The sequence below is a fragment of the Vogesella lacus genome, from assembly GCF_979366295.1.
Window position 1 is genome coordinate 285,080 of sequence record NZ_CEETQT010000002.1, and the last position, 21,965, is coordinate 307,044.

Below are 21,965 nucleotides of genomic sequence, written 5' to 3' on the forward strand. Positions count from 1 at the left end.
ACAGGGGAAAGTCATGAGCCCAGCACAACAAGACAAATTCAGCCTGCGGCTGTTTTATCTGCAAACCAATCTGCTGACGCTGGCCATCATCATCGCGCTGGCCTTGTATGGCGGTTTTACCTACCTGCAGCTGCGAAGCCAGAACGAGCTAGCCGACCGCTTGCGGCATGAGACGGCCCTGCTTGACGAGCTTCGGGTAGATGCGATCCAGGTGCAGCAATTCCTCACCGATGTCGCGGCCACCCATGACCGTGATGGCGTGGCCCAGGCCGACAAATTCGTCGCTGACGCCAAGCAGCATCTGGACGCCCTGCAACAACTATCCCCCGATCTCGCCACCGACTGGCAAGTCCTGCAACAGGACATCGCCAGCCTTAATCAGCTTGGCCGCGACATGGCCGAGGTCTATATCCGCGACGGCCGCGAGGCCGGCAACGCCATCATGAAACAGCCGGGCAGCGGCTTTGATGCGCGCACGGCGGCCTTTCTCGACAAGCTGGCCAGCGTCAGCCAGCCACTGCTGGCCAAGCACACCGAGGCAGAAGGCCAGCTCGACCAGATGCTGGCACGCTTTGGCCTGATTCTCGGCATATTGCTGCTGGTGCTGTTGCTTAGCCTGCCAGCTATCAGCCTGTGGTCTTACCGCAAGCTGCAGGCGCGCGTCGGCGGCGAGGTGCAGGAGGCACGCGATCTGGCCAGCGAGCTATCCAACGGCAATCTCGATCTTCATATCGATCAGCACGACAAGATCAGCGGCAGCCTCATGCATACGCTGGCGCTGATGCGCCACCGCTGGACCGATGTCGTCACCGCGCTCCTGGGCCAGACCCAGCTGCTGGGCAGCAGCTGTCAGGGCTTGCAGCAGATGGCCAGCTCGCTGCGCGAAAGCAGCGATCACAACAGCCTGGCGGTGGCCAGCATCGCCAGCAATATGGAGCAGCTGAGCGTCACCATGCACGAGCTGGCACAACAGGCCTCGACCGCCAGCAGCGAGGCGCGTGATGCCGGCGATCAGGCGGAACAAGGCAGCGCGCTGATGGGCGATCTGGCGCACGAGCTGGGCGTGGTGTCCGGCCAGACGCAACAGACCATGCAGGAAGTGAATGCGCTGAACGCGCGCGCGCAGGAAATTGCCGGCATTGTCGGCACCATCAGCGAGATTGCCGAACAGACCAATCTGCTGGCGCTGAATGCCGCCATCGAGGCGGCGCGCGCCGGCGAGAGCGGCCGCGGCTTTGCCGTGGTGGCTGACGAGGTGCGCAAGCTGGCCGAGCGCACTTCGCAATCCACCGCGGTGATTTCGGGCAAGATCAGCGCCACCCAGCAGGCGGTCAGCGCGATCTCGCAGGCGATACACGACAGCAACGAGCAGGTTGGCCGCAGCATCAGCCTGATGAACGACACCCGCAGCAGTATCGAACAACTGGCCGCCCAGTCCGGCCGCACTGCCCACACCGTGGCGCTGATCGACCAGTCGCTGACGCAGCAGCAGGCGGCGATTCACGATGTCTCGCTGCAGCTGGGCCGCATCAGCGAGCAGGCCAATCACACCGCCGATGCCGCCCGCACCCTGTCGGAGCAAAGCGGCCATATGAGCAGCAGCGCCACGGCCATCGTGCAGGATCTGCAGTTTTTCAAGGTGCGGCAGAACGCCAGCGATCTGGAGATGTTCTAGGCTGGCAGCGGCGAGCCACCCTCGAACCAGTCCAGCACTGCCGCCCACAAGGGCTGGGCCTCGCGGCGGAAATAGCCCATATGGCCAAGCTTGCCGCATTTGGCCGGGTCCAGATCGACGCGGGTTTGCGGCGCATTGCAATAGCCGTCAAAAAAGGCATCGCGCGAACGCGGCATCGCCCACAGATCATCCAGCGAGGTGGCGGCCACCAGCGGCGTGCGCACACTGGCATAGGCCTCGTGCACCCAGCGCTGCTGCGGGTCATCAAAGAAATAGCGCGGGTAGCGGCACCAGTGCCGCCATTGCCAGAACACGCCATCGGGCAGGTCTTCACCTATGCCCAGCATCGCCCACGGCGAATAGCCCTTCCAGCGCGTCAGCAGCGGCAACACCGTCGCCCACATGAAGCGCACGCGCAGGCTTTCATACCACGGCATCCAGCCATGCCAGCCGGCACCAACACCAAAGGCATAGCAGCCGCTGAGGCGACGATGATTAGGCAGCATGCCCAGCGCGTGGCCACCGAATGAATGCCCTACCAGATACAGCGGCACGCCGTCTTTCGCCATCCAGTCCACCGCCGCTGCCAGATCCAGCCGGCCCCAGTCGACGTAGTCCATGGCAAAGCCCTTGAGCGTGGCCGGCCGTGACAAGCCAATGCCGCGGTAATCAAGGGTCAGCACCTGATAGCCGCGTTCCTGGGCAAACTCGGCAAAGCGCCGGTAAAAGCGCTGCGGCACGCCGGTAGCACCGGCCACCACGATATGGCCGCGCACGGGGCCGGTCGTGCTGAACAGTGTCGCCGTCAGCGGATAGCCGTCGCGCGCCGGCAGGGTAAAAGTCTGCACCGTGCCCGGTGCGTGTTCTTGCAGTGTCATGACAGCCTCTCGTCGTGGTGATGGCAGCCTGCTGGCCGCTCTATAACAGTCGTTATAATGGATTCGATGCTAGACTATGACAGTCGTTATAGCAAGACCCTGCATATGCAAGACACCACCACTGATCCGCGCCAGCGCCTGGTACAGGCCGCCGCCGAGATGCTGCGCCGCCGTGGCTTGAACGCCACCAGCGTGCGCGAAGTTGCCAAGCTGGCGCAGGCGCCACTGGGCTCGACCTATCACTATTTTCCGGCCGGCAAGCCGCAGCTGGTCAGCGAGGCGGTCAGCCTCAGCGCCGGCCAGATTGCCGGCTATCTGCAAAAGCAGCTGGCAAACGGCCCGCGCGCCGGCCTCGCGGCATTTTTTGCGCTGTGGCGACAGCTGCTGGCCGACAGCGATTACGCCGCCGGCTGCCCGGTGATGGCGGTGGTGGCCGATGAAGACGCGGCACGCGACGAGGCGCTGCCGCTGGCTGCCGCCTTGCAGGCGATTGCGCGCTGGCAGCAATTGCTGGCCGAGGCGCTGGCTGCGGCCGGCCTGCCGCCAGCGCGTGCGGCCAACCTTGCGCGGCTGATGATTGCCGCGGTAGAAGGCGCCATCCTGCTGTGCCGGGCCGAGCGCAGCAGCGCGCCGCTGGATGCGGTGGCCAGCGAGCTGGATGCCTGGCTGGCCAGCCTGCTGCCCGACTGAAACCGGCGTACCGCACTGGCGATTTTGAAACACAAAACTGCATTGCGGAACGAATAACTTGCCCGGCAGCAGGCGATCAGGCACAACAGGCTATCGCACCGAGACAGGAATGCTGCCGTGATGCCCTTGCCGAACTCCCCCGCCCAGGACTGGCTGCGTGATGCCGCCTGCCGCGATGTCGAACTGGCGTTTGCCGACATCACCGGCTTTGCCCGTGGCAAGACCCTGCCGCGCGAGGCCTTTCTCGCCGGCCAGGAATTGCGCATCGCGCGCGCCGTCGCCATCCAGAGCTGCACCGGCGACTTTCCCGATTACCGCTACTACGGCGAGCGCGATCCGGACGTGGTGCTGCGCCCCGATATGGACACCCTGCGGCTGATTCCGTGGGCGCGCACGCCGCGCGCGCTGGTGATTTGCGACCAGATCGACGCCGACGGCGAACTCAGCCCGCTAGCACCGCGCAGCGTGCTCAAGCGCGTGCTGGCCGGCCTTGAGGCGCTGGGCCTGCGGGCGATTGTCGCGCCAGAGCTGGAGTTCTACCTGTTTGCGGCCAACCCCGACAGCAGCCAGCCCTTCCTGCCGCCGCCCCTGGCCAATGGCCGCCGCGAGTGCGGTTTTGACTCCTTCAGCTTCAGCACGCTGAACGATCACGAGGCCTTCTTTGACGAGGTCTATCGCGGCTGCGAGCTGCTGGGCATCCACACCGACACCTGGGTGCACGAGATGGGCCCCAGCCAGTTCGAGATCAATCTCAAGCATGGCGATGCGCTGCAGCTGGCCGACCAGACCTTCCTGTTCAAGACCCTGCTGAAACAGACCGGCCAGCGCCACGGCCTGCAGGTGGTGTGCATGGCCAAGCCGCTGGAAGGCCAGCCCGGCAGCTCGATGCATCTGCACCAGAGCCTGCTCGACCAGGTTGGCCGCAATGCCTTCAGCCGCGACGATGGCCAGCCGGATGCGCGCTTTCATCACTTCATCGCCGGCCTGCAGCGCTATCTGCCCGAGCTGATGCCGCTGTTTTGCCCGAGCCCGAATTCCTACCGCCGCTTCGTGAAAAACCTCGCCGCGCCGGTCAACCTGTCGTGGGGCGAGGACAACCGCTCGGTCGGCCTGCGCATCCCGCGCGGCAATGCGGCCAACCGCCGCATCGAAAACCGCCTGCCCGGCTGCGATGCCAATCCGTATCTGGCGCTGGCCGCCAGCCTCGGTGCCGGCCTGCTCGGCTTGCGTCAAGGCCTGCAGCCGGATGCGGCGGTCAGCGGCAATGTGTTCCGCGACGAGGCGGCGACGGCGCTGCCGACCACGCTGGATGCCGCGCTGCAGGGCATGCAGGCCGGCACTGCGCTGCGCGAACTGTGCGGCAGCGAGTTTGCCGAGGCTTATGCCGCGGTGAAGGCGCTGGAGCTGGATCACTATCACCGCCAGATCACCCCGTGGGAGCGACAATACCTGTCGCTGCTGGCCTGAGCCACGCCCTGCCGCCAGCGCGACTGCCCGGAAAACGCGCAAAAAAACGACAGGGTTGCGGCCAACCCTGCCCAATTCCTTGGCAAAACCTTGATCAAAAAAACGCTTAAGGCTTGTCGGCCTGCAGGCTTTGCAGCTGCAGCTTGCTGCCCTGCTGCGCCACGGTAAACAGCACGCGATCGCCAACCTTGAAGCCCTGCAGCATGCCGGGCTGGGCGGTGGTGAACACCATGGTCATCGGCGGCATATCGAGGTTGACGATGTGCTCGTGACGGATAGACACCTTCTGCTGGGCAACATCAATGCGCTTGATCTCGCCCTTGGTCTGCGGCAGGGCCTGCGCGATGGCCAGCGCCGGCAACAGGCTCAGCGCCAGCAGGATGGATTTGACGGTTTTCATCTCAGTTTCCTTTCTTGCTGACCAGTACCTGACCCTTCATGCCCGCATCGTAGTGGCCGGGATGCAGGCAGGCGAAGTGGATGGTGCCCGCTTGGCTGAAGCGCCAGATGATTTCGCCGTCCTTGCCCGGTGCCAGATTCAGCTTGCCCGGCTCGTCGTGCTCCATATCGGGGTATTTCTTCATCACTTCGTAATGCTCTTTCAGCTCGGCCTCGCTGCCAAGGCTGAATTCATGCTTGAGCTTGCCCTCGTTGCGGATGATCAGCCGCACGGTTTCGCCCTGCTTCACCTGCAGGCTGGACGGGGTGTAACGCATATTGTCCGTCATGCTGATGGTGATGGTGCGGCCAACCTGCGCGGCCTTGCCCGGCTCGCCGATGGCGCTACTGCCATGATGGCCGGGCGAAGCCAGTACGCTGCTGCTGAGGGCCAGCGCCAGCAGGGCGCCGCCAAATCGGGTGAGTGTCATTTGTGTCCTCGGTGGTGGGGGTGATCTGTCTGTTTAGTGGTGCCCGTTATGGCCGGCCGGCTTCTTGACCGCCGCCTGCGGCTGGCTGGCCGGGGTGGCCGCGCGTTTGGGCTCGGGCAAGGGCGCGCCCTTGTATTCGTAGGCCACCGTGCCTGGCGGATGCCTGAACGCGCCCGGGTCGCGATAGTCACCGCGCGGCTGGTCCTTGCGCACTTTCAGCACACTGAACATGCCGCCCATTTCCAGCGGGCCGAACTGGCCTTCGCCGGTCATCATCGGCGCGGTGTTGTCGGGGATAGGCATCGCCATCTCGCCCATATCGGCCATGCCGCGCTCGCCCATCAGCATGTAATCGGGGGCGGATTTTTGCAGCTTGCCGACCAGACCACGGTGATCGACGCCGATCAGCGTCGGCACGTCGTGGCCCATCGCGTTCATGGTGTGGTGGCTCTTGTGGCAGTGAATCGCCCAGTCGCCCTCTTCATCGGCAACAAAATCCAGCTGGCGCATCTGGCCGACGGCGATATCGGTGGTCACCTCGTACCAGCGTGTCGATTTCGGCGTCGGGCCGCCATCGGTGCCGGTCACCATGAATTCGTGGCCGTGCAGATGAATCGGGTGATTGGTCATGGTCAGGTTGCCGACGCGGATGCGTACCTTGTCGCCCAGGCGCACATTCAGCGTATCGATACCGGGGAAGATGCGGCTGTTCCACGCCCAGATATTGAAATCGGTCATGGTCATCACCTTGGGCGTGCGGCTGCCCGGCTCGACATCAAAGGCATTCAACAGGAAGCAGAAATCACGATCGACCGGGTCGATCAGCGGATGCTTGCCCTTGGGATGGGTAATCCACATGCCGTGCATGCCCATCGCCATCTGCACCATTTCATCGGCATGCGGGTGGTACATGAAGGTGCCGGGACGGCGCGCGACAAACTCGTAGACAAAAGTCTTGCCCGGCTTGATCGACGCCTGGGTCAGGCCGGAGACGCCATCCATGCCGTTGGGCAGGCGCTGGCCATGCCAGTGCACACTGGTATGTTCGGGCAGTTTGTTGGTAACGAAGATGCGCACGCGGTCGCCCTCCACCACCTCGATGGTCGGGCCGGGGCTCTGGCCGTTATAGCCCCACAGCTGTACGAAAAAGCCGGGCGACATCTCGCGCACCACCGGCTCGGCCACCAGATGGAATTCCTTGACGCCATTATTCATGCGCCACGGCAGGGTCCAGCCGTTCAGCGTCACCACCGGGTTGTAAGGCTGGCCATTGGGCGGCAGCAGCGGTGGCGCCGTATCGCTGGATGTCTGGATCACCGGCTCGGGCAGGCCGGCCAGCGCCGAGCGCGCTACGGTGGCACCAAGCACGGCACCGGTTGCCCCAGCCAGCAGCTGGCGGCGTGAAGTATTGAATGTCATGTCAAATCCTCGGGCAATCGGGCTCAATGCGGGGCAGCAGCGGCAGCACCTTCGCCGCCACCGGCCAGACTTTGCAGACTCGCAGGCTTGCCGCCTTGCAACACCAGCTGCAGGTCAGCCTCGGCCAGCCAGAAGTCGCGCAGGCTGGCGCTGGCCTGCTGCTGTGCGACAAGGTTGGCCGCAGCGGCATCCAGCACGTCCCAGGTATGTTTCAGCATGCCGTTGTAGCGCAGCACAGTTTCTTCGTAAGCCTGCTGTTGCAGTGGCAACACCTGCCGCCACTGGCTGTCGGCAATCTGCCAGGCCGCAAGATAGGTCTGGTAAGCAAGCCCGGCGCTCTGATTCAGCGTGCTGGCTTCGGCCTGGCCCAGGGTTGGCCGCAAGCTGGCCAGACGGGTCTGCAGCATCGCCTCATCCATCGCCTTTTCCGGCAAAGCCGGCAGGCTGTCGGCCACGCGCAGCGGCTGGCTGACGCGGCCTTGCGGCACGAACTGCGCCGCCAGTGCATTCAGCGCCAGCCGGCCAGCCTGGGCGCTGCGCCAGCTTTGCTGTTTCGCCTCTTGGGCTTTCAGTGCATAACCCAGTTGTTGCTGTGCGCTCCAGCTGCCGGCAGCCACCAGCCGCTGGCCAAGCTCGGCCGCAGTAGCATGGGTGTCGCTGATGCGCTGCTGCAGCGCCATGTGCTGACGGGCCGCCACGGCTACCAGCCAGCTCTGGCGTGCGGCATGGGCAACTTCAAGCGCCTCGCGACTGTCGTCGATCTGGCGCAGACGCACCGGCGACAGCGCCTGCCAGTTACCGTCCTGCAGCGCCGTCATGCCGTCCTTGCCCAGCCGGATAGCCAGATTGGCGAGATCCGCATGGCCGGCCAGCGCGAGGCTGACTGCCTGAGCCGGCGTGGCCAGCAGCAGGCCGTTCTCGGCCGGGGTGGCTGCGGTCGGCGGCAGATTGGCCGCCTCCCACTTCAGCACATCTGCGTGGCCACGCGGAAACTCGGCGACGGCCGCGTTGGCCGCACGCCAGGCTTCGGCCAGCCGCGCCTGCTCACTGGCAAATGCCGGGGCGGCCAACAGCGCCAGCCACAGTGCCATGCCGATTCGTCTTGTCATCTGTTTGCTCCTGTTTGATCGCAGCCGGGCTGCGCAGCGGATAAGCTGCCGCCATACTGCAGGCTAGCAACTGACAGGCAAATGACTACAAGATGACAAAACTGTCATCTTGGCGCGCACGCCACGCGGCGCTGGCAAAATGGCGGTCTGCAAGGAGCAAGACATGAAGATTCTGCTGGTCGAAGACGAAAGCAAAACCGGTGACTACCTGCGCCAGGGCTTGAGCGAGGCGGGTTTTGCCGTCGAATGGTGCGATAACGGCCTGCAGGGCTGGCTGCGGCTGCAGGACGACGAGGCGATTGATCTGGCGATTCTCGATGTGATGCTGCCCGGCATGGATGGTTTCGAGATCCTGCGTCGCCTGCGCGAACAGGGCCACAGCCTGCCGGTGCTGCTGCTGACCGCACGCGACTCGGTTGCCGACCGCGTGCACGGGCTGGAGCTGGGCGCGGATGATTATCTGGTCAAGCCCTTCTCCTTTGCCGAGCTGCTGGCGCGGGTGCGTACCATTCTGCGCCGTGGCCGCGCGCCCTTGGAAAACCCGCTGCTGAGCATTGCCGATCTCGAGCTCGACACCCTGCGCCGCCGCGTCAGCCGGGGTGGCAAAAAGCTGCATCTGTCGGCCAAGGAATTCGCGCTGCTGGAATTGCTGTTGCGCCGCCGTGGCGAGGTGCTGACGCGCTCGCTGATTGCCTCGCAGGTATGGGACATGAATTTTGACAGCGACACCAATGTGATCGACGTCGCTGTGCGCCGGCTCCGCAACAAGATCGACGATGGTTTTAATCCCAAGCTGATCCACACCGTGCGCGGCATGGGCTATGTGCTCGACGAGCAGGAGGAAGCCTGAATGTGGCAGCGTCTGTCACTGACGGCGCGGCTCAGCCTCGCCTATGCCGCGGTCAGCAGCGCGCTGCTGCTGGGCCTCGGGCTGTTGCTGTCGCACGGCATCAACAGCCATTTTGCCGAGATGGACAGGCACAGCCTGCACGCCAAGGCCGGCCAGTTGCAGCAGATGTTCCTGCAGACGCCGCAACAAGGTTGGCCGCAAAAGCTGCCGCTCTTGCTGGAAAACCACGAAGGCCTGTCGGCGCGGCTGTGGCTGAACGGCAGCCTGCTGTACCAGAGCCGCGGCCAACCCTGGGCCAGCTGGCAGACGGTGCAGCAAGGCGGCAGCTGGCAGTACGCCGGGCGCGATTATCAGTCGTGGCAACAGGAGCTGGCCAGCCCGGCCGGCAAGATCAGCCTGCAGCTGGTGCAGGACGATAGCCAGCACAGCCACTTCCGGCTGGCGATGCAGCAGCAATTGCTGCTCTACACCCTGCTGGCGATGTTGCTGGGCGCACTGCTGGCCTGGGCCATCGCCCGCCGCGGCCTCGCCCCGCTGCATCTGATGAAGCAGCGTGCGCAGGAAGTCAGCGCCAGCGCACTGGCCCCGCGCATGCCGGTGGAGAGCGTGCCGGTCGAGATGGCCGATCTGGCCGCCTCGCTCAATGCCATGCTGAGCCGGCTGCAGGCCGACTTTGCGCGGCTGAATGACTTTTCCAGCGACCTTGCGCACGAGTTGCGCACGCCGATCAGCAATCTGCTGATGCAGACCCAAGTCACCCTCAGCCAGAGCCGCAGCGCGGCCGCTTACCGCGAGGTGCTGGCGTCCAATGCCGAAGAGTTGCAGAGGCTAAGCCGCATGGTGGCCGATATGCTGCTGCTGGCCCGCGCCGAAAACGGCCTCGCGCTGCCGCAGCGCGAAACCATACAGCTGGACGAAGAAGTCGCCGCGCTGCTGGCGTTTTACGAGATGCTGGCCGAGGACAAACAGGTGAACCTGCAGCAGCAAGGTGAGGGGCAGGTCAGCGGCGACCGGCTGATGCTGCGCCGCGCGCTGGGCAATCTGCTGTCCAATGCCGTGCGCCACGCCGCCGAGGGCAGTACGGTCGAGGTCAGGATTCACCAGCAAGTTGGCCGCATTAACATCGAGGTGCATAACGACGGCGACACCATCCCCGCCAGCGAGCTGCCGCGACTGTTTGACCGCTTCTACCGCAGCGACAAGGCGCGTCGCCATCTGGCTGCGGAAGGCGCCGGACTCGGCCTCGCGATTACCCGCGCGATTGCACTGGCGCACGGCGGCGAAGTCAGCGTCAGCAGCGCACAGGGGCATAGCTGTTTCGTGCTGAGTCTGCCGGGCGGGTAAGCTTCAGCGCGGCCGCCGGCCGGCAATTACCAGCGCGATGCCGCCCAGAATCGCCAGGCTCGCCCACGCCAGCCGCCAGCCCGGCGACTCGGCCAGCCACAGCCAGGCCAGCAAGGCCGTCAGTAGCGGCACGCTCAGCTGGACCGAGGCGGCCACGGTGGCGCTCAGGCCCCTGAGCGCGCGATACCACAGCGCATAACCTAGGCCGGACGTCAGCGCGCCGGAGGCTATCGCATAAGCCACGCCCTCGGCCGCCGGCCACTGTGCCGGCCATTGCCATAACAGCAGCAACAAGCCCAGCAGTGTTGCCCGCAAGAAGTTGCCGGCCGTCACGGCCGTGGCATCGCCGGCCCCGCGCCCGAGCAACGAATACACACCCCAGGCAATGCCGGCCAGCAGCATCAGGGCCAGCCCCAGCGGCGAAGGTGCCGCCACGCCGGGCCACAGCAAGAGCAACAGCCCGGCCAGCGCCGCCGCAAAACCCAGCCACTGCCAAGGCCGCAGACGCTCGCCCTGCCAGCTGGCATAGCTGATCATGCTGACCTGCACCGCACCAAACAAGGCCAGGGCACCAGTGGCCGCCGGCAAGGACAGATAGGCAAAGGAAAACGCTGCCGCATAGACAAACAGCGCCGCCGCGCCACGCCAGCTGCCGGCACGCGGCAGGCTGCGGTTTTGCAGCAGGACAATCAGCAGCAACATCAGCGCACCGGCCAGCAGCCTGATGGCGGTGAAGCTGGCCGCATCCATCTGGCTGCGCGCCAGTGCCTGGCGGCATAGCAGGGAGTTACCGGCAAAAGCCAGCATGGCCAGTATCGTAAACAGGCTGTTGCGGAACTGGCTGGGCATCGGACACTCCGCTTGGCTGATGACAGGGCAAGTTTCAGCCTAGCAGCGATCAGCAGCGCTGCCGAGCCTGGACTCGTGCCACACAACTATCTTGGAGGCGAGATTTTTTTCGCAAAGCTTTAACGAATGTGAATGTCTATGTTAGAACTAATATTTGCTCAAACCTGTCAGTGTTCCGGCAACAATGCAGCAAATACTTGGGCGCATAGTGACACCACGTTAACAAGCCCCAAGGATCAAGATCATGAAAACCACTCTGAAAACCACCCTGTTCGTTGCTCTGTTCGCTGTTGCTGGTTCCGCCATGGCTGCCGGCCTGCATGACTACGACGGTCTGCCTTCTGCCGTTCACGCTGCGTCCACCGGTGGTGACAGCAACGCTGCCCAGCAGAACATGGCACCGCAAGTACAGAAAGAGTACAACGACAAGATCTGAGCATCATAAGCTCGGCAGCGCCCTGTCGCTGACAATGCCCCGCCCGCTCCTTGATGGAAGCCGCGGGGTATTTTCTTGTCTGCCGTTGTAAGAATCCGTCGGCTGCGCCGACCAAGCTTCATGACATCACTGCTTATGGAGCGCATCATGAATCTGCAAACCCGCCTGCCTACCCTCGTTCTCGCCTTGCCGCTGCTGCTTGCGGCCAACCTGGCGCTAGCCCTTGAAGTCAAGATGTTCAATGCCGCCGAGCTGCAAAGCCTGCAAAATGCCGGCAAGCCGGTTGGCCTGCATTTTCATGCCGACTGGTGCCCGACCTGCCGCGCCCAGAGCCTGTCACTGCAAGAACTCAAAGCCGATGCCCAGCTGCGTGGCTACACCGTGCTGATTGCCAATTACGACAATGAGCGCGAGCTGAAAAAGCGCCTGAACGTGCGCGCCCAATCAACGCTGGTGGTGTTGAAGGGCATGCAGGAAACCGTCCGCATTGGCGGCCAGACCCGCCCGGAGCAGCTGAAAGCTGCCTTGCTGACTGCGCGCTAAGGCATGGAGAGCATCGCACTGAGTCATCTCGTGCTGGCCTTGCTGGCCGGCAGCCTGTCTACGCTTAACCCCTGCGTGTTTCCCCTGCTGCCGCTGGTGGCCGGCGGCAGCCTGCAAGGCCATCGTGCCGGCCCGCTGGTGATGGGCGCCGGCATGGTCAGCAGCTTTGCCCTGGCCGGCCTGCTGCTGGGGCTGGCTGGGCCGGCACTGGGTATTGATGGCGACAGCCTGCGCCTCTTCGGCGGCAGCCTGTTGCTGTTGATGGGGGGATTGTTATTGCTGCCGGCGCTGGGCGGCCGGCTGGCACAAGGCCTGTCGCCGCTGGCCAGCCGCGCCGATGGCTGGTCGGCGCGATTCGACAGCCGCACCCTGCCCGGTGCCTTCATGCTGGGAGCCCTGCTCGGTCTGGTGTGGAGCCCGTGCTCCGGCCCCTTGCTGATTTCGGCGCTGACACTGGTGGCCAGCGAAGGCGGCGCGCTGCGCGGTACGCTGATCCTCGGCGCATTTGGCCTGGGGGCAGCCGTACCGCTGATTGTGGCCGCACATGTCTCGCGGGCGGCGTTTGGCCGTGCACGCGGCTGGCTGCAACAACACCAGCCACGCATGAAGCTGGCTTTTGCCTGCCTGTTGCTGTTACTGGGTAGTGCGATTCTGCTGGGCTGGGACAAACGGCTGGAGGCCTTGCTGGTGCCACTGATGTCGGACTGGTGGGTCGCGCTGACCGTCGCCATCTAGGTGCATCGCCCGCTACTGCGCCGGCATCGCTGCAGGCGCAGTGGCTGCCTTGTCGCCAGCTCGCCTAGCCGGCCGGCTGGCGACAGCTGCAAACCACCTGCCAGGCCATCATCAGCATGCCGGCCAGCACCGCCATCGAACTGAGGCCAAGCAAGGGGCCCAGCGTGCTTTCCGGCAGGCGCTCGCCAAACAGCAAGAACAACCCGACAGCCATCAGCAATGCACCGGCGGCATGACAGTAAAAATGCAGGCAGACGAGCCGGCCGGTGGCCTGCGGCAGCCACAAGCGGTAGATCACGGCATAGCTGAACGACAGCAGAAAACCCACCGTCAGAATGTGCACATGGGTCACTTTCTGCACCAGATCATGCGTGGACGCCATATAGATGCCAAACAGCAGACCGGCTACCGCGAACAGCAGCGCCAGCAACAGGAAACGCCTATCCATTGCCATGATGTACTCCTTGCGGCACAGCCGCTGTGCCCTGACTGCACTATAGGCAGCAATCTGCACAATCTGGCCGCAAGTTGGCCGCCACGCGGCGGCCGGCATTTCGATAATCCGCGCTTGTCATGTCACCAGGGACCAAGCTCGTCGAAGTGCATGACACATTGCTCGAAGCGTGGTTTGCCGAACAGATACCCCTGCATCAGCACAACGTCCATATCTGCCAGACAGTCATGCTCGGCACGGGTTTCGACACCTTCGGCAATCAGCCGTACACCCAGTTGCCGGCAGACCTCCACCATGCCGGCGACAATGATGCGTGCTGCTGGCTTGCGGTCGATATCGCGTACCAATGCCATGTCCAGTTTCAGCAGATCCGGCTGGAAATCGGCCAGCAGGTTCAGCCCGGCATAGCCGGCGCCAAAATCATCGATCGCGGTCTGAAAGCCGATGCGGCGATATTCGCGAAACACCTCGGCCAGCCAGTTGCCGTCATCCACCCGCTCGCTTTCGACGGTCTCGAAGATGATGCGCGAGATCGGGAAATCATGTTCGCGCGCCGCCTGCAGGGTGGTACGGATACAGACTTCGGGGCGGTAAATCGCATTGGGCAGGAAGTTGATCGACAGATGGCTCTGCATGCCCAGCCGCGCCGCCAGTGCAATTGCCCGGATACGGCAGGTCTGGTCGAAGCGGTAGCGATTGTGCTCGTTCACCTGCGCCAGCACCGTCATCGCACCCTCGCCATTCGGCCCGCGCACCAGCGCCTCGTGCGCAAAAATCTGGCGCGCGGCAATATCGACGATCGGCTGGAAGGCATGGCTGAAGGCAAAATCCGGTGCCTTGCCATCGCGGCAGCCCGCGCAGCGTGACGGACCTGCACCCTGCTTGTCATCGGCAATCCGGAAGCTGGACATCTCGCATAGTCCTCACTGACAACATCGTTTGGCTCGCCGGCTCATCTGTGCTGCATGAGCGGAACGCGGCTAGCTCGGGTTTACCAGATTGATGGGGCAGCGCAGTTCAAACCGCAAGGCTTGTTGCTGGCCTGTATGCACTGTCAGCTCGCCGTGCAGGGCTTTTTTCAGCAGATTGTGTATCCGCGACAAGCCAAGCCCGGAACAGCCTTGCCCCATGCGGGTGGTGAAAAAGGGCTCGAACATCCTTTGCCTGGTCGCCTCATCCACCCCCACGCCATTATCCGCAATGCTGATGGCGACCTGATCCGGCATCACCGCGGCGTCCAGCGTAATGCACGGCGCCGCCACGCCGGCAAAGGCATGCTGCAAGGCGTTTTCAGCCAACTGGCAAATAATGTGATGCAGTGCTTGCGGCCGCGAGTGCATCACGATGCCGCGCGGAATGCGGTTGTCCCACTGCACGCCGGCAGCCGACAGCGCTTCTTGCAAGATCTGGTAAGCATCCTCGGCCAGACAATACAGGTCAAAATGGCAGGCATTCTCACGAAAGTCTTCCAGCGCGATCGCCTTGAAATCCGACACCAGCCGTGCCGCCCGCCCGGCCGCGTCCTCGATCAGCCGGGTGGCCTGCTGCGCCAGCTCGGCCTGGCTGCGCAACATGGCACGCGATACCTTCTCGCCGCCCAGCAGATCGAGCAAATCCTGCAAACCGGCACGCTGGCTGCCTGCCGCCAGGATGATATTGCCCAGCGGCGTGTTCAGCTCATGGGCTATCCCCGCCACCAGATGGGTCAGCGCCTGCAAGTGCTGGGCTTCGGCCACTTTTGCCAGTGCCTGCTCCAGCTCGCGTCCCCGCTCCGCCACCCGTGCCTCCAGCTCCTCGCTCAACGCATGCAGGGCACGTTCGGTGTGCTTGTGCGAAGAGATATCCTGCAAGACGCCATCCAGCACACTGCCCGCACTCTCGCGACGACAACGCATGATCAGCATCAGATCCAGCCACTCGCCGGATGGCAGCTGATAAGTCAGCTCCTGCTGAAGGTTGGCCGCAAGGCCATGCAACAGCCCGGCGGCACCGCGCAATAATCCATGCCATTGCACCGGCCCCATCGCCTGGCGGATCTCCAGCGCGGACAAGGTTTCCGGCAGATGCAGCAAGCGCTGCAATGAGGCCGAGCACTGCAGTTGCCCGTTTTCCAGCTGGAAGTGCCCCGATCTGGCCAGCAGCTGGGCGTCCTGCAGGCGCGACTCGCTTTGCAATAGCTGCTGCGTCCGGCGTGCCACCTCGTCTTCCAGCCGCTCTTCATTGCGCTTCAAGGCATAGTGCTGGCGATAAAGCTCGCCAAACACCCTGATCTTGCCAGCCAGCAGACGGCGGTCTAGCGGCTTGCTGAGGTAATCCACCGCGCCGACTTCATAGCCACGGAACACCTGTGGCTCGGTATTCATGCCGGCGGTGACAAAGATGATGGGCAAGGTGCTGGTTTGCGGATTGGCCCGCAACATTTCGGCCACCTCGTAACCATCGATATCCGGCATCTGCACATCCAGCAATACCATGGCGTATTCGTGCTGCAGGCACAGTCGCAGGGCGCGCGCGCCGCTATCCGCCGTGGTAATCGCCAGTGGCGGCGAGAAATCTGCCAGCAATGACTCCATCACCAGCAGATTGGCCGGCTGGTCATCCACCACCAGCACGGGAATCGGTAACAACTCAGAGAAGCGCATTCACTTTGCCCCGGTGAGAGAGATAGCGCATACCGGCCCGTCTCTTGCAATAAACACGCGAGCCGCGCTCCAGCTCCTGGTATTGCACCGCATGCGGCCAGTCGCCCAGGGTCTCGCTGCTCCCCAGAATCAGCAAGCCGCCGTCTTTCAGACTCCGGTTCAGCAGGTCGAGGATGTGATAGCGGCAGGAAGGCTGATAGTAGATCAGCAGATTGCGGCAAAAGATCAGGTCCATCGCGGCAAAGTCGGCGTCAAACAGCAGATTGTGCGCCGCCAGCACCATATTGCGCCGCAAGCTCGGGTCAAGATAGGCATAAGCCTGTTCGGTACGGTAGTAGTCGGCAAAGTCACCCTCGCCACCACTGGCCTGATAGTTGGCCGCAGCCCGCGCCATGCTGGCCGCGCTATACCGCCCCTCGCCGGCCAGCTGCAAGACCTGATCATTGATATCGGTGGCATACAAACGGCTGCGCCGCTCAAGCCCGGCCTCGCGCAACAGGATGGCCATGCTGTACACCTCTTCGCCAGCGGCACAGCCGGCATGCCAGATATTCAGGCTGGGCTGTGTTGCCAGTGCCGGCAGCCACTGCTGGCGCAATTGCAGGAAAAGCTGCGGATCGCGAAACATCTCGGACACACTGACCATCACCTGGCCAAACAAGGCCTGGGCCAGATTGCGCTGATGCAGCAGATCCGGAATCGCATGGGCAAAGCTCGGGTATGGGCTGTGGTATAGCCAGCGGCGCATGCCGCGCTCCAGCGGCTCGGCACAGCAGGCCGACAGGTCAACCCCATAGACTTGCGCCAGACCGCTGATCAGCAGCTGCATTTCGATCTGCTGCAGACGCTCATGATCCGCATGCCGGATACCCGGCGCTTTCATTTCGCCACTCCCAGCCATTGCTGCAGCATGGCAATCAGCCTGGCATTGTCCAGCGGCTTGCTGATGTAGTCGCTGGCACCGGCATCACGGCACTGCTGCTCGTCGCCGGGCATGCTCTTGGCGGTCATCGCGATAATCGGCAGGCTGGCGTGGACGGGGTTTTCCCTGATCTTGCGCATGGCGGTAAAGCCATCCATCTCCGGCATCATGATGTCCATCAGCACCAGCTCGATTTCCGGGTGTTTTTCCAGTTGCTCCAGCGCCTCGCGGCCGTTCTCGGCCTCCAGAATGCGGATCTGCTGCATACCCAACAGGCTGCTGATTGCAAAGATATTGCGGATATCGTCATCCACCAGCAGCAAAGTTCGCCCCTTGAGCGTGCCGAGCGGCTCGGCCGGCTCCGACACGGTGACGGATCGCCTCTCCGGCGGGCGGGCTTCCCTCGCCGCCAGCAGACGAGCCAGCTCGTCCAGAATCCGCGTGATGCCATGTTCACCCTTGCAAACGACAGCCTGAGCATGGCAGCGCAACTGCTGCTCGCGCTTGCGGCTGATATCAGCGGCCGAATGGACGATCACGATCAGCTCGTGTTCGGCGAAAGTCTCGCGCACCCGCGCCAGCAAGGCATCGCCCGGCATATCCGGCAATTGCAGATCGACAATCATGGCGGTAAAGCCCTGCCGGCCAAGGCTGGCCAGTGCCTGCTCGCCATTGCCGGCATAAGCCACACGCCAGTGGCGCGCTTCAAACAGTGCCCCCAGCGCCTGCGCCTCATCGGCACGGTCTTCGACTATCAGTACGCTGCGCATTACCTGCCGGCTGACAGACTCGAACAACTGCACCAGCAATCGGGGCTGCACCGGTTTGAGCAGATAACTGCGAGCCCCGAGCAGCATCGCCTCGTCAGCCGCATCCAGCGCACTGAGAAAATGCACAGGAATATCTGCCGTATCGTCACTGGCCTGCAAATGGCGCATCACCTCCCAGCCATTGAGCTTGGGCAGCATCACGTCCAGCAAGATCGCATCCGGCTGCCGGCTGCGTGCCAGCTGCAAGGCGGTCTCGCCATCGGCCGCACAGTCGACCAGCAAGCCATGCTCGCGCGCCTGCTCTGCCAGCATCTGCTGCATCAGCAGATCATCCTCCACAATCAGCAGCCTCGCCTGCGCAGCGCCAATGGCCGCGGTGGCCTGTGCGACCGCCTCGGGCGGATCATCCGGCACGCTTGCCGAATCGTCTGCCTGTCGCCACGGCAGCAGCAGACAGAAGGTACTGCCCTTGCCGACCTCGCTGCTGACCGTCAGATCACCCTGCATGTTTTGCGCCAGCCGCGACGAAATCGACAAACCCAGTCCGGTGCCGCCAAAACGGCGACTGATGCCGGCATCTGCCTGGCGGAAGGCCTCGAACACCATTGACAGCTGCTCGGCCGCGATGCCGATACCGCTATCCTCGACGGCCAGCTGCAAGCTGGCTACCTGCAGCGGGCTGTCCTGTGCCGCCAGCCGCCTGGCCGTCAGCCGGACACGGCCATTGCCGGTAAACTTCAGGGCATTCGACAGCAGGTTTTTCAGGATCTGCTGGGTATGCCGCACATCGAGCAGACAGCGCTGGCCGGCGATGTCGGTCATGTCGACCTCGAACTGCAGGCCTTTTTGCTCGGCCATCGGCCGGAACAACTCGTTCATCGACTGGCACAGCTCGGCAATCCGCAGCGGCTCGTAAACGCAGTCCATCTTGCCGGCTTCGATCTTGGACAAGTCGAGGATATCGTTGATCAGCAGCAGCAAATCCTTGCCGGAACGATGAATGGCATCCGCAAAGCGTACCTGCTGCTCGCTCAGATTCTGCTCGCGGTTTTCCCGCAGCAGCTCGGACAGCATCAGCATGCTGTTAAGCGGCGTGCGCAGTTCGTGCGACATATTCGCCAGAAAATCCGTCTTGTACTGACTGGCCTTTTCCAGCTCGCCGGCACGCCACTCGATCTCGCGGCTGCTGGCCTGCAGCTGGGCATTGCGCTGATCCAGCTCGTGTCTTTGCTCGTCCAGCATGCGACTGTGTTCGCGCAGCTCGTGGTTGCTTTGCTCCAGCTCGACCTGCTGCCGCTGCAGCGTCTCGGCCTGCTCGACGGTTTTCTCCAGCAACTCGCGCATGCGTGCCCGCGCCCTTACCGAACCCAGCGCTGCGCCCAGTGCCTCGCGAATCTGCTCGGCCAGCGCCAATGCCTGTGCCGAGAACTTGCCCACGCACGCCAGCTCGACCACCCCTACCAGTGCCAGCGAATCAAACAGCGGCAAGATCAGCACGCTTTGCGGTGTCGTGCTGCCCGTCGCCGACTCGATGCGCAGATAGTCCGCCGGCAGCTCGGTCTTCAGCAGCAGCTTGTTCTGCAGGGCTGCCCGCCCGAGCACGCCTTCGCCCAGCGCCATGTGCTGGCCAAGACGGGGTTCCAGCAGACCCGCACTGGCCACCCGTCGCAAATCATCGGCGTCTGCAAGATACAAGGCACCCACATCTGCCCCCAGCTTGTCCAGCAAGAAGTCCAGCGCCAGCCCGGCTACGTGCCCGGCATCATCCTCGCGCTGCATCAGCTCGCTCAAGGTCGTCTTGCAACTCTTGATCCACTCGGACTCGACCAATACCTTCTGGTTGGCCGCAATCGCCTCACCCATGCGGGCAATCGCGTACAACAGGCTGGAACGATCGCCGGCCTCCAGCCGGATATCAGTATCAAACTTGCCCTCGGCCAGCCGCTTGGCAATCGTCGCGGTGTATTGCGGGTCCGCCCCCAGCTGCCGCCACAAATTACGGACAAATACCCCGGCCACAAGCGCCATCAGCAACAAGACAATGCCGTCAATCAGCAGAATCAGCCTGTCATTCAACCTGGCATTTTCTTCAACCCGCAAGCGGCTCTCCGCCAGCAATCGCGTCTGCAGATCCAGATAGGCCTTCAGATGGTCTTTGTAAATCAGCTGGGCCGGTCGCATGGACTCCAGCAGAAACGCCTTGGCTTCGTCGAGTTGCCCGTTGCGGATCAGCTCGATGTAACGGCTCTCCAGCGGCATATACACTTTCTGGGTGCTGATTACCTGATGCATCGCCGCCTGTGATTCGACATCTTGCGACATCTGCTGCAACTGTTCCCTGAATTGCAGACGGTGCTGCTTTTCCTGTTCCAGAAAAACCAGCTCGTCATTGATCAGCGCCGGATCGTCCAGAATCAGCACATTGCGGGTATGACGGGCAGACTCCAGTACGCTGACCAGCCAGCCCGACGCCAGCTCGGAACGCGGCATCAGATTACGACTCAGATCGCGGCTGATATCGGTCTGCTGACGCAATACCCACTGGGAAACCAGCTGCGCCAGCGCTGACAACAGCAAGAACACTCCCATGCTCAACAGCAGCTTGCTGCGAAACGACAAAACCTTGCCTTGCATGTCTCCCCCGTATCCAACTGCCGGCCTGTTGCACGCGCTAGCAAGCCACAATGGCTCACGGTGCCACTCTGTACTCTAGACGATCTGCCGGCGGCATCAGCGCGGCTTGCCGGACAGCATGGTTTGGCCGGCGCGCAAACACAAAAGGGCAAACCTCGCGGCTTGCCCTTCTCGTCATTGCGGCCAACCTTGTTCGCCGCTGTCTTCTGCCATTCGCAGTCAGCACCCGGTCATGATCAAGGTACCCGCTCCAGCGGGCTGAACTTCAGCCAGTCACGTACCTTGTCATTGTAAAAACCGGCCTCGCGATAGGCACGATCAAACGCGCCGCGCGCCAGCATGATGGCCAGCCCCTTTTCGAGCGCCTGATAAAAACGCTGGCCATCCGCATGCAAACGCGACACCACAAAATGCCGCGAGCCAAGCAGACCCAGCTTGACCCCGGCAATCGGCATGAACACCACGCCATTCGCCTCGAAACTCATGTCATCCGTTGCCTGAAACGGTGCCAGCAGAAAATCGGCGCGGTCGGCAATCACCATATTCAGCATATTCGGCCAGCTGGCCGTATCAAACAATTGCTGCAATGGCAGGCCGCTCAGCGTGCGCCAGTCACTGCTCCAGCCATGACTGCTGACGGCACTCAGTCGCAACAGATCCGCGCCGGAACGGATACGGTAGCTGCCGACACGGGCCTTGGTGGTATACAGCCCGGCCTCGAACTGGCCATTGCGGATCACCGCCGTACTCAGCCAGAAGGCATCCGGTGCTTCGCCTATGCTGTCCTGCCAGACCGTGTTGGCCGCTGCCACATACTTGCCGGTCTGCAATTCGCGCATCAGCCGCAGATGATTAGGCATGAACTCGAAACGTACACGGTCAGTATCCCCACCCAGCGCCAGCGCCTGCTGCAACAGCACCAGCTCGATCGAGGTGCGGCTGGCTCCCTGCCCGCCAAAGCTTTTGACAGACAACGGCGGCCGCCCGGCCAGGAAAGTCTGGTATTGCTGGTAGGTACGCTCTTCTACCAGCAATACCGCCTCCCCCTGCGCACGCGCCAGCGACGCCCACAGCAGCAAGCAGCCAACAAGAAACAAATGGGAGACTCGCATGGCCCGCACTCCGACCAGACCCAGGTTTTACCTTAGCAGCCATGCATCCCACCCGCCATTCGCGCATCAATATGCCAACGACACCATCCCAAACGACTATATTCCGGTGGATTCAAGCTCGCGCAGGCAAGCAAGTTGCCAGGCATATTCCGGGTCAAAAGCTGCCGGATCTGTGGTTGCGCCATAGCCACCACCGCCGTAAACCATGGCATAAGCAGCATAATCCGCCGCCACAGCGGCCCGCCCGGCCAATGCATTGGCCACGGCATGACTCGCCGACACCGCCGCATGCCCCACCCCATCCAGCGAAGGCGAGCCCGGATGCCGTCGCGCCAGCCTCGCCGCCTCGACCGCCGCTGCGGCCAACTCATCCGCCGCCAGTTGCCCGTCGACAAACGCCTGCAAGGCATCCAGACAGGCAAGCAGCGCCTCGTCTTCCAGCAAATGACGCACGCGCCGTGCGCAATGGCAGGCAAACACATAAGCCAGCCGCCCCGTTTCATCCGCCGCCAACGCCACCGCCAATGCCTGCTCCAGTTGTGCTCTCATGCCGCCTCCCTCTGCCGC

21 protein-coding genes are annotated in these 21,965 nt (G+C 63.2%); 8 read left to right on the plus strand and 13 right to left on the minus strand.

The features are described from left to right. Positions 1-13: 13 nt before the first annotated feature. Positions 14-1,675: a methyl-accepting chemotaxis protein gene (locus ACZ9W6_RS03620; RefSeq protein WP_465189717.1), complete on the plus strand. Its 1,662-nt coding sequence runs from the start codon at positions 14-16 to the stop codon at positions 1,673-1,675. Here ACZ9W6_RS03620 and ACZ9W6_RS03625 read toward each other — a convergent pair. Continuing rightward, positions 1,672-2,553, minus strand: a complete 882-nt coding sequence (locus ACZ9W6_RS03625) for an alpha/beta hydrolase family protein (protein WP_465189718.1) — start codon at positions 2,551-2,553, stop codon at positions 1,672-1,674. The genes ACZ9W6_RS03620 and ACZ9W6_RS03625 overlap by 4 nt on opposite strands. 57 nt (positions 2,554-2,610) lie before the next feature. On the opposite strand from ACZ9W6_RS03625, the gene ACZ9W6_RS03630 reads away from it, so the two are divergent. Together ACZ9W6_RS03630 and ACZ9W6_RS03635 are read left to right on the plus strand one after the other, a co-directional pair. After that, complete coding sequence (locus ACZ9W6_RS03630; protein ID WP_465189719.1) at positions 2,611-3,243, plus strand: LmrA/YxaF family transcription factor; 633 nt, start codon at positions 2,611-2,613, stop codon at positions 3,241-3,243. A gap of 120 nt (positions 3,244-3,363) precedes the next feature. Next, a complete protein-coding gene (locus tag ACZ9W6_RS03635) occupies positions 3,364-4,710 on the plus strand; it encodes a glutamine synthetase family protein (RefSeq protein WP_465189804.1) in 1,347 nt (448 codons plus the stop codon). Positions 4,711-4,816: 106 nt separating this feature from the next. Here ACZ9W6_RS03635 and ACZ9W6_RS03640 read toward each other — a convergent pair whose 3' ends face one another. The 4 genes from ACZ9W6_RS03640 to ACZ9W6_RS03655 are packed head-to-tail and all read right to left on the minus strand — an operon-like array spanning position 4,817 to position 8,107. Next, positions 4,817-5,110, minus strand: a complete 294-nt coding sequence (locus ACZ9W6_RS03640; RefSeq protein ID WP_465189720.1) for a copper-binding protein — start codon at positions 5,108-5,110, stop codon at positions 4,817-4,819. A 1-nt stretch (position 5,111) separates the two neighbouring features. Further along, positions 5,112-5,579, minus strand: a complete 468-nt coding sequence (locus tag ACZ9W6_RS03645) for a cupredoxin domain-containing protein (RefSeq protein WP_465189721.1) — start codon at positions 5,577-5,579, stop codon at positions 5,112-5,114. Positions 5,580-5,612: 33 nt separating this feature from the next. Beyond that, positions 5,613-6,998 carry a multicopper oxidase family protein gene (locus ACZ9W6_RS03650; protein ID WP_465189722.1) on the minus strand — a complete coding sequence of 462 codons (1,386 nt, stop codon included), beginning with the start codon at positions 6,996-6,998 and terminating at the stop codon, positions 5,613-5,615. 23 nt (positions 6,999-7,021) lie between these two features. Beyond that, the gene (locus tag ACZ9W6_RS03655) at positions 7,022-8,107 is read right to left on the minus strand and encodes a hypothetical protein (RefSeq protein ID WP_465189723.1); all 1,086 of its coding nucleotides are present in this window, start codon (positions 8,105-8,107) and stop codon (positions 7,022-7,024) included. A gap of 163 nt (positions 8,108-8,270) precedes the next feature. Here ACZ9W6_RS03655 and ACZ9W6_RS03660 point away from each other — a divergent pair, with 163 nt between their 5' ends. Both ACZ9W6_RS03660 and ACZ9W6_RS03665 read left to right on the plus strand, forming a co-directional pair. Then, a complete protein-coding gene (locus ACZ9W6_RS03660) occupies positions 8,271-8,957 on the plus strand; it encodes a heavy metal response regulator transcription factor (protein WP_465189724.1) in 687 nt (228 codons plus the stop codon). Beyond that, on the plus strand, positions 8,958-10,301 hold the full coding sequence (locus ACZ9W6_RS03665; RefSeq protein WP_465189725.1) for a heavy metal sensor histidine kinase: 1,344 nt from the start codon (positions 8,958-8,960) through the stop codon (positions 10,299-10,301). It begins immediately after the preceding gene. A 3-nt stretch (positions 10,302-10,304) separates the two neighbouring features. On the opposite strand, the gene ACZ9W6_RS03670 is transcribed toward ACZ9W6_RS03665, so the two are convergent. Continuing rightward, positions 10,305-11,150: an EamA family transporter gene (locus ACZ9W6_RS03670; RefSeq protein WP_465189726.1), complete on the minus strand. Its 846-nt coding sequence runs from the start codon at positions 11,148-11,150 to the stop codon at positions 10,305-10,307. 244 nt (positions 11,151-11,394) lie between these two features. On the opposite strand from ACZ9W6_RS03670, the gene ACZ9W6_RS03675 reads away from it, so the two are divergent. From ACZ9W6_RS03675 to ACZ9W6_RS03685, 3 genes are all read left to right on the plus strand, one after another. Next, a complete protein-coding gene (locus ACZ9W6_RS03675) occupies positions 11,395-11,586 on the plus strand; it encodes a hypothetical protein (protein ID WP_465189727.1) in 192 nt (63 codons plus the stop codon). A 147-nt stretch (positions 11,587-11,733) separates the two neighbouring features. Beyond that, positions 11,734-12,129 carry a thioredoxin family protein gene (locus ACZ9W6_RS03680; RefSeq protein ID WP_465189728.1) on the plus strand — a complete coding sequence of 132 codons (396 nt, stop codon included), beginning with the start codon at positions 11,734-11,736 and terminating at the stop codon, positions 12,127-12,129. A gap of 3 nt (positions 12,130-12,132) precedes the next feature. Continuing rightward, positions 12,133-12,864, plus strand: coding sequence for a cytochrome c biogenesis CcdA family protein (locus ACZ9W6_RS03685; RefSeq protein WP_465189729.1), 732 nt, complete (start codon positions 12,133-12,135; stop codon positions 12,862-12,864). Between the two features lie 64 nt (positions 12,865-12,928). Here ACZ9W6_RS03685 and ACZ9W6_RS03690 read toward each other — a convergent pair whose 3' ends face one another. The 7 genes from ACZ9W6_RS03690 to ACZ9W6_RS03720 form a co-directional block, all read right to left on the minus strand. Continuing rightward, on the minus strand, positions 12,929-13,318 hold the full coding sequence (locus ACZ9W6_RS03690; RefSeq protein WP_465189730.1) for a hypothetical protein: 390 nt from the start codon (positions 13,316-13,318) through the stop codon (positions 12,929-12,931). A 122-nt stretch (positions 13,319-13,440) separates the two neighbouring features. Further along, positions 13,441-14,229, minus strand: coding sequence for an EAL domain-containing protein (locus ACZ9W6_RS03695; protein WP_465189731.1), 789 nt, complete (start codon positions 14,227-14,229; stop codon positions 13,441-13,443). Positions 14,230-14,298: 69 nt separating this feature from the next. Next, the gene (locus ACZ9W6_RS03700; RefSeq protein WP_465189732.1) at positions 14,299-15,960 is read right to left on the minus strand and encodes a response regulator; all 1,662 of its coding nucleotides are present in this window, start codon (positions 15,958-15,960) and stop codon (positions 14,299-14,301) included. Then, positions 15,947-16,843 carry a CheR family methyltransferase gene (locus ACZ9W6_RS03705; RefSeq protein WP_465189733.1) on the minus strand — a complete coding sequence of 299 codons (897 nt, stop codon included), beginning with the start codon at positions 16,841-16,843 and terminating at the stop codon, positions 15,947-15,949. The genes ACZ9W6_RS03700 and ACZ9W6_RS03705 overlap by 14 nt, the downstream gene beginning before the upstream one ends. Next, positions 16,840-20,286: a response regulator gene (locus ACZ9W6_RS03710; RefSeq protein WP_465189734.1), complete on the minus strand. Its 3,447-nt coding sequence runs from the start codon at positions 20,284-20,286 to the stop codon at positions 16,840-16,842. The genes ACZ9W6_RS03705 and ACZ9W6_RS03710 overlap by 4 nt, the downstream gene beginning before the upstream one ends. Positions 20,287-20,522: 236 nt before the next feature. After that, complete coding sequence (locus ACZ9W6_RS03715) at positions 20,523-21,398, minus strand: hypothetical protein (protein ID WP_465189735.1); 876 nt, start codon at positions 21,396-21,398, stop codon at positions 20,523-20,525. Between the two features lie 96 nt (positions 21,399-21,494). Then, complete coding sequence (locus ACZ9W6_RS03720; RefSeq protein ID WP_465189736.1) at positions 21,495-21,947, minus strand: putative immunity protein; 453 nt, start codon at positions 21,945-21,947, stop codon at positions 21,495-21,497. Between the last annotated feature and the right edge of the window lie 18 nt (positions 21,948-21,965).

Coding starts and splice junctions, on each gene's coding strand:
- ACZ9W6_RS03645 (WP_465189721.1), bottom strand. CDS start 5,579: ATGACACTCACCCGATTTGGCGGCGCCCTGCTGGCGCTGGCCCTCAGC.
- ACZ9W6_RS03680 (WP_465189728.1), top strand. CDS start 11,734: ATGAATCTGCAAACCCGCCTGCCTACCCTCGTTCTCGCCTTGCCGCTG.
- ACZ9W6_RS03695 (WP_465189731.1), bottom strand. CDS start 14,229: ATGTCCAGCTTCCGGATTGCCGATGACAAGCAGGGTGCAGGTCCGTCA.
- ACZ9W6_RS03715 (WP_465189735.1), bottom strand. CDS start 21,398: ATGCGAGTCTCCCATTTGTTTCTTGTTGGCTGCTTGCTGCTGTGGGCG.
- ACZ9W6_RS03720 (WP_465189736.1), bottom strand. CDS start 21,947: ATGAGAGCACAACTGGAGCAGGCATTGGCGGTGGCGTTGGCGGCGGAT.
- ACZ9W6_RS03640 (WP_465189720.1), bottom strand. CDS start 5,110: ATGAAAACCGTCAAATCCATCCTGCTGGCGCTGAGCCTGTTGCCGGCG.
- ACZ9W6_RS03670 (WP_465189726.1), bottom strand. CDS start 11,150: ATGCCCAGCCAGTTCCGCAACAGCCTGTTTACGATACTGGCCATGCTG.
- ACZ9W6_RS03660 (WP_465189724.1), top strand. CDS start 8,271: ATGAAGATTCTGCTGGTCGAAGACGAAAGCAAAACCGGTGACTACCTG.
- ACZ9W6_RS03635 (WP_465189804.1), top strand. CDS start 3,364: ATGCCCTTGCCGAACTCCCCCGCCCAGGACTGGCTGCGTGATGCCGCC.
- ACZ9W6_RS03630 (WP_465189719.1), top strand. CDS start 2,611: ATGGATTCGATGCTAGACTATGACAGTCGTTATAGCAAGACCCTGCAT.
- ACZ9W6_RS03620 (WP_465189717.1), top strand. CDS start 14: ATGAGCCCAGCACAACAAGACAAATTCAGCCTGCGGCTGTTTTATCTG.
- ACZ9W6_RS03665 (WP_465189725.1), top strand. CDS start 8,958: ATGTGGCAGCGTCTGTCACTGACGGCGCGGCTCAGCCTCGCCTATGCC.
- ACZ9W6_RS03675 (WP_465189727.1), top strand. CDS start 11,395: ATGAAAACCACTCTGAAAACCACCCTGTTCGTTGCTCTGTTCGCTGTT.
- ACZ9W6_RS03625 (WP_465189718.1), bottom strand. CDS start 2,553: ATGACACTGCAAGAACACGCACCGGGCACGGTGCAGACTTTTACCCTG.
- ACZ9W6_RS03700 (WP_465189732.1), bottom strand. CDS start 15,960: ATGCGCTTCTCTGAGTTGTTACCGATTCCCGTGCTGGTGGTGGATGAC.
- ACZ9W6_RS03690 (WP_465189730.1), bottom strand. CDS start 13,318: ATGGCAATGGATAGGCGTTTCCTGTTGCTGGCGCTGCTGTTCGCGGTA.
- ACZ9W6_RS03710 (WP_465189734.1), bottom strand. CDS start 20,286: ATGCAAGGCAAGGTTTTGTCGTTTCGCAGCAAGCTGCTGTTGAGCATG.
- ACZ9W6_RS03685 (WP_465189729.1), top strand. CDS start 12,133: ATGGAGAGCATCGCACTGAGTCATCTCGTGCTGGCCTTGCTGGCCGGC.
- ACZ9W6_RS03705 (WP_465189733.1), bottom strand. CDS start 16,843: ATGAAAGCGCCGGGTATCCGGCATGCGGATCATGAGCGTCTGCAGCAG.
- ACZ9W6_RS03655 (WP_465189723.1), bottom strand. CDS start 8,107: ATGACAAGACGAATCGGCATGGCACTGTGGCTGGCGCTGTTGGCCGCC.
- ACZ9W6_RS03650 (WP_465189722.1), bottom strand. CDS start 6,998: ATGACATTCAATACTTCACGCCGCCAGCTGCTGGCTGGGGCAACCGGT.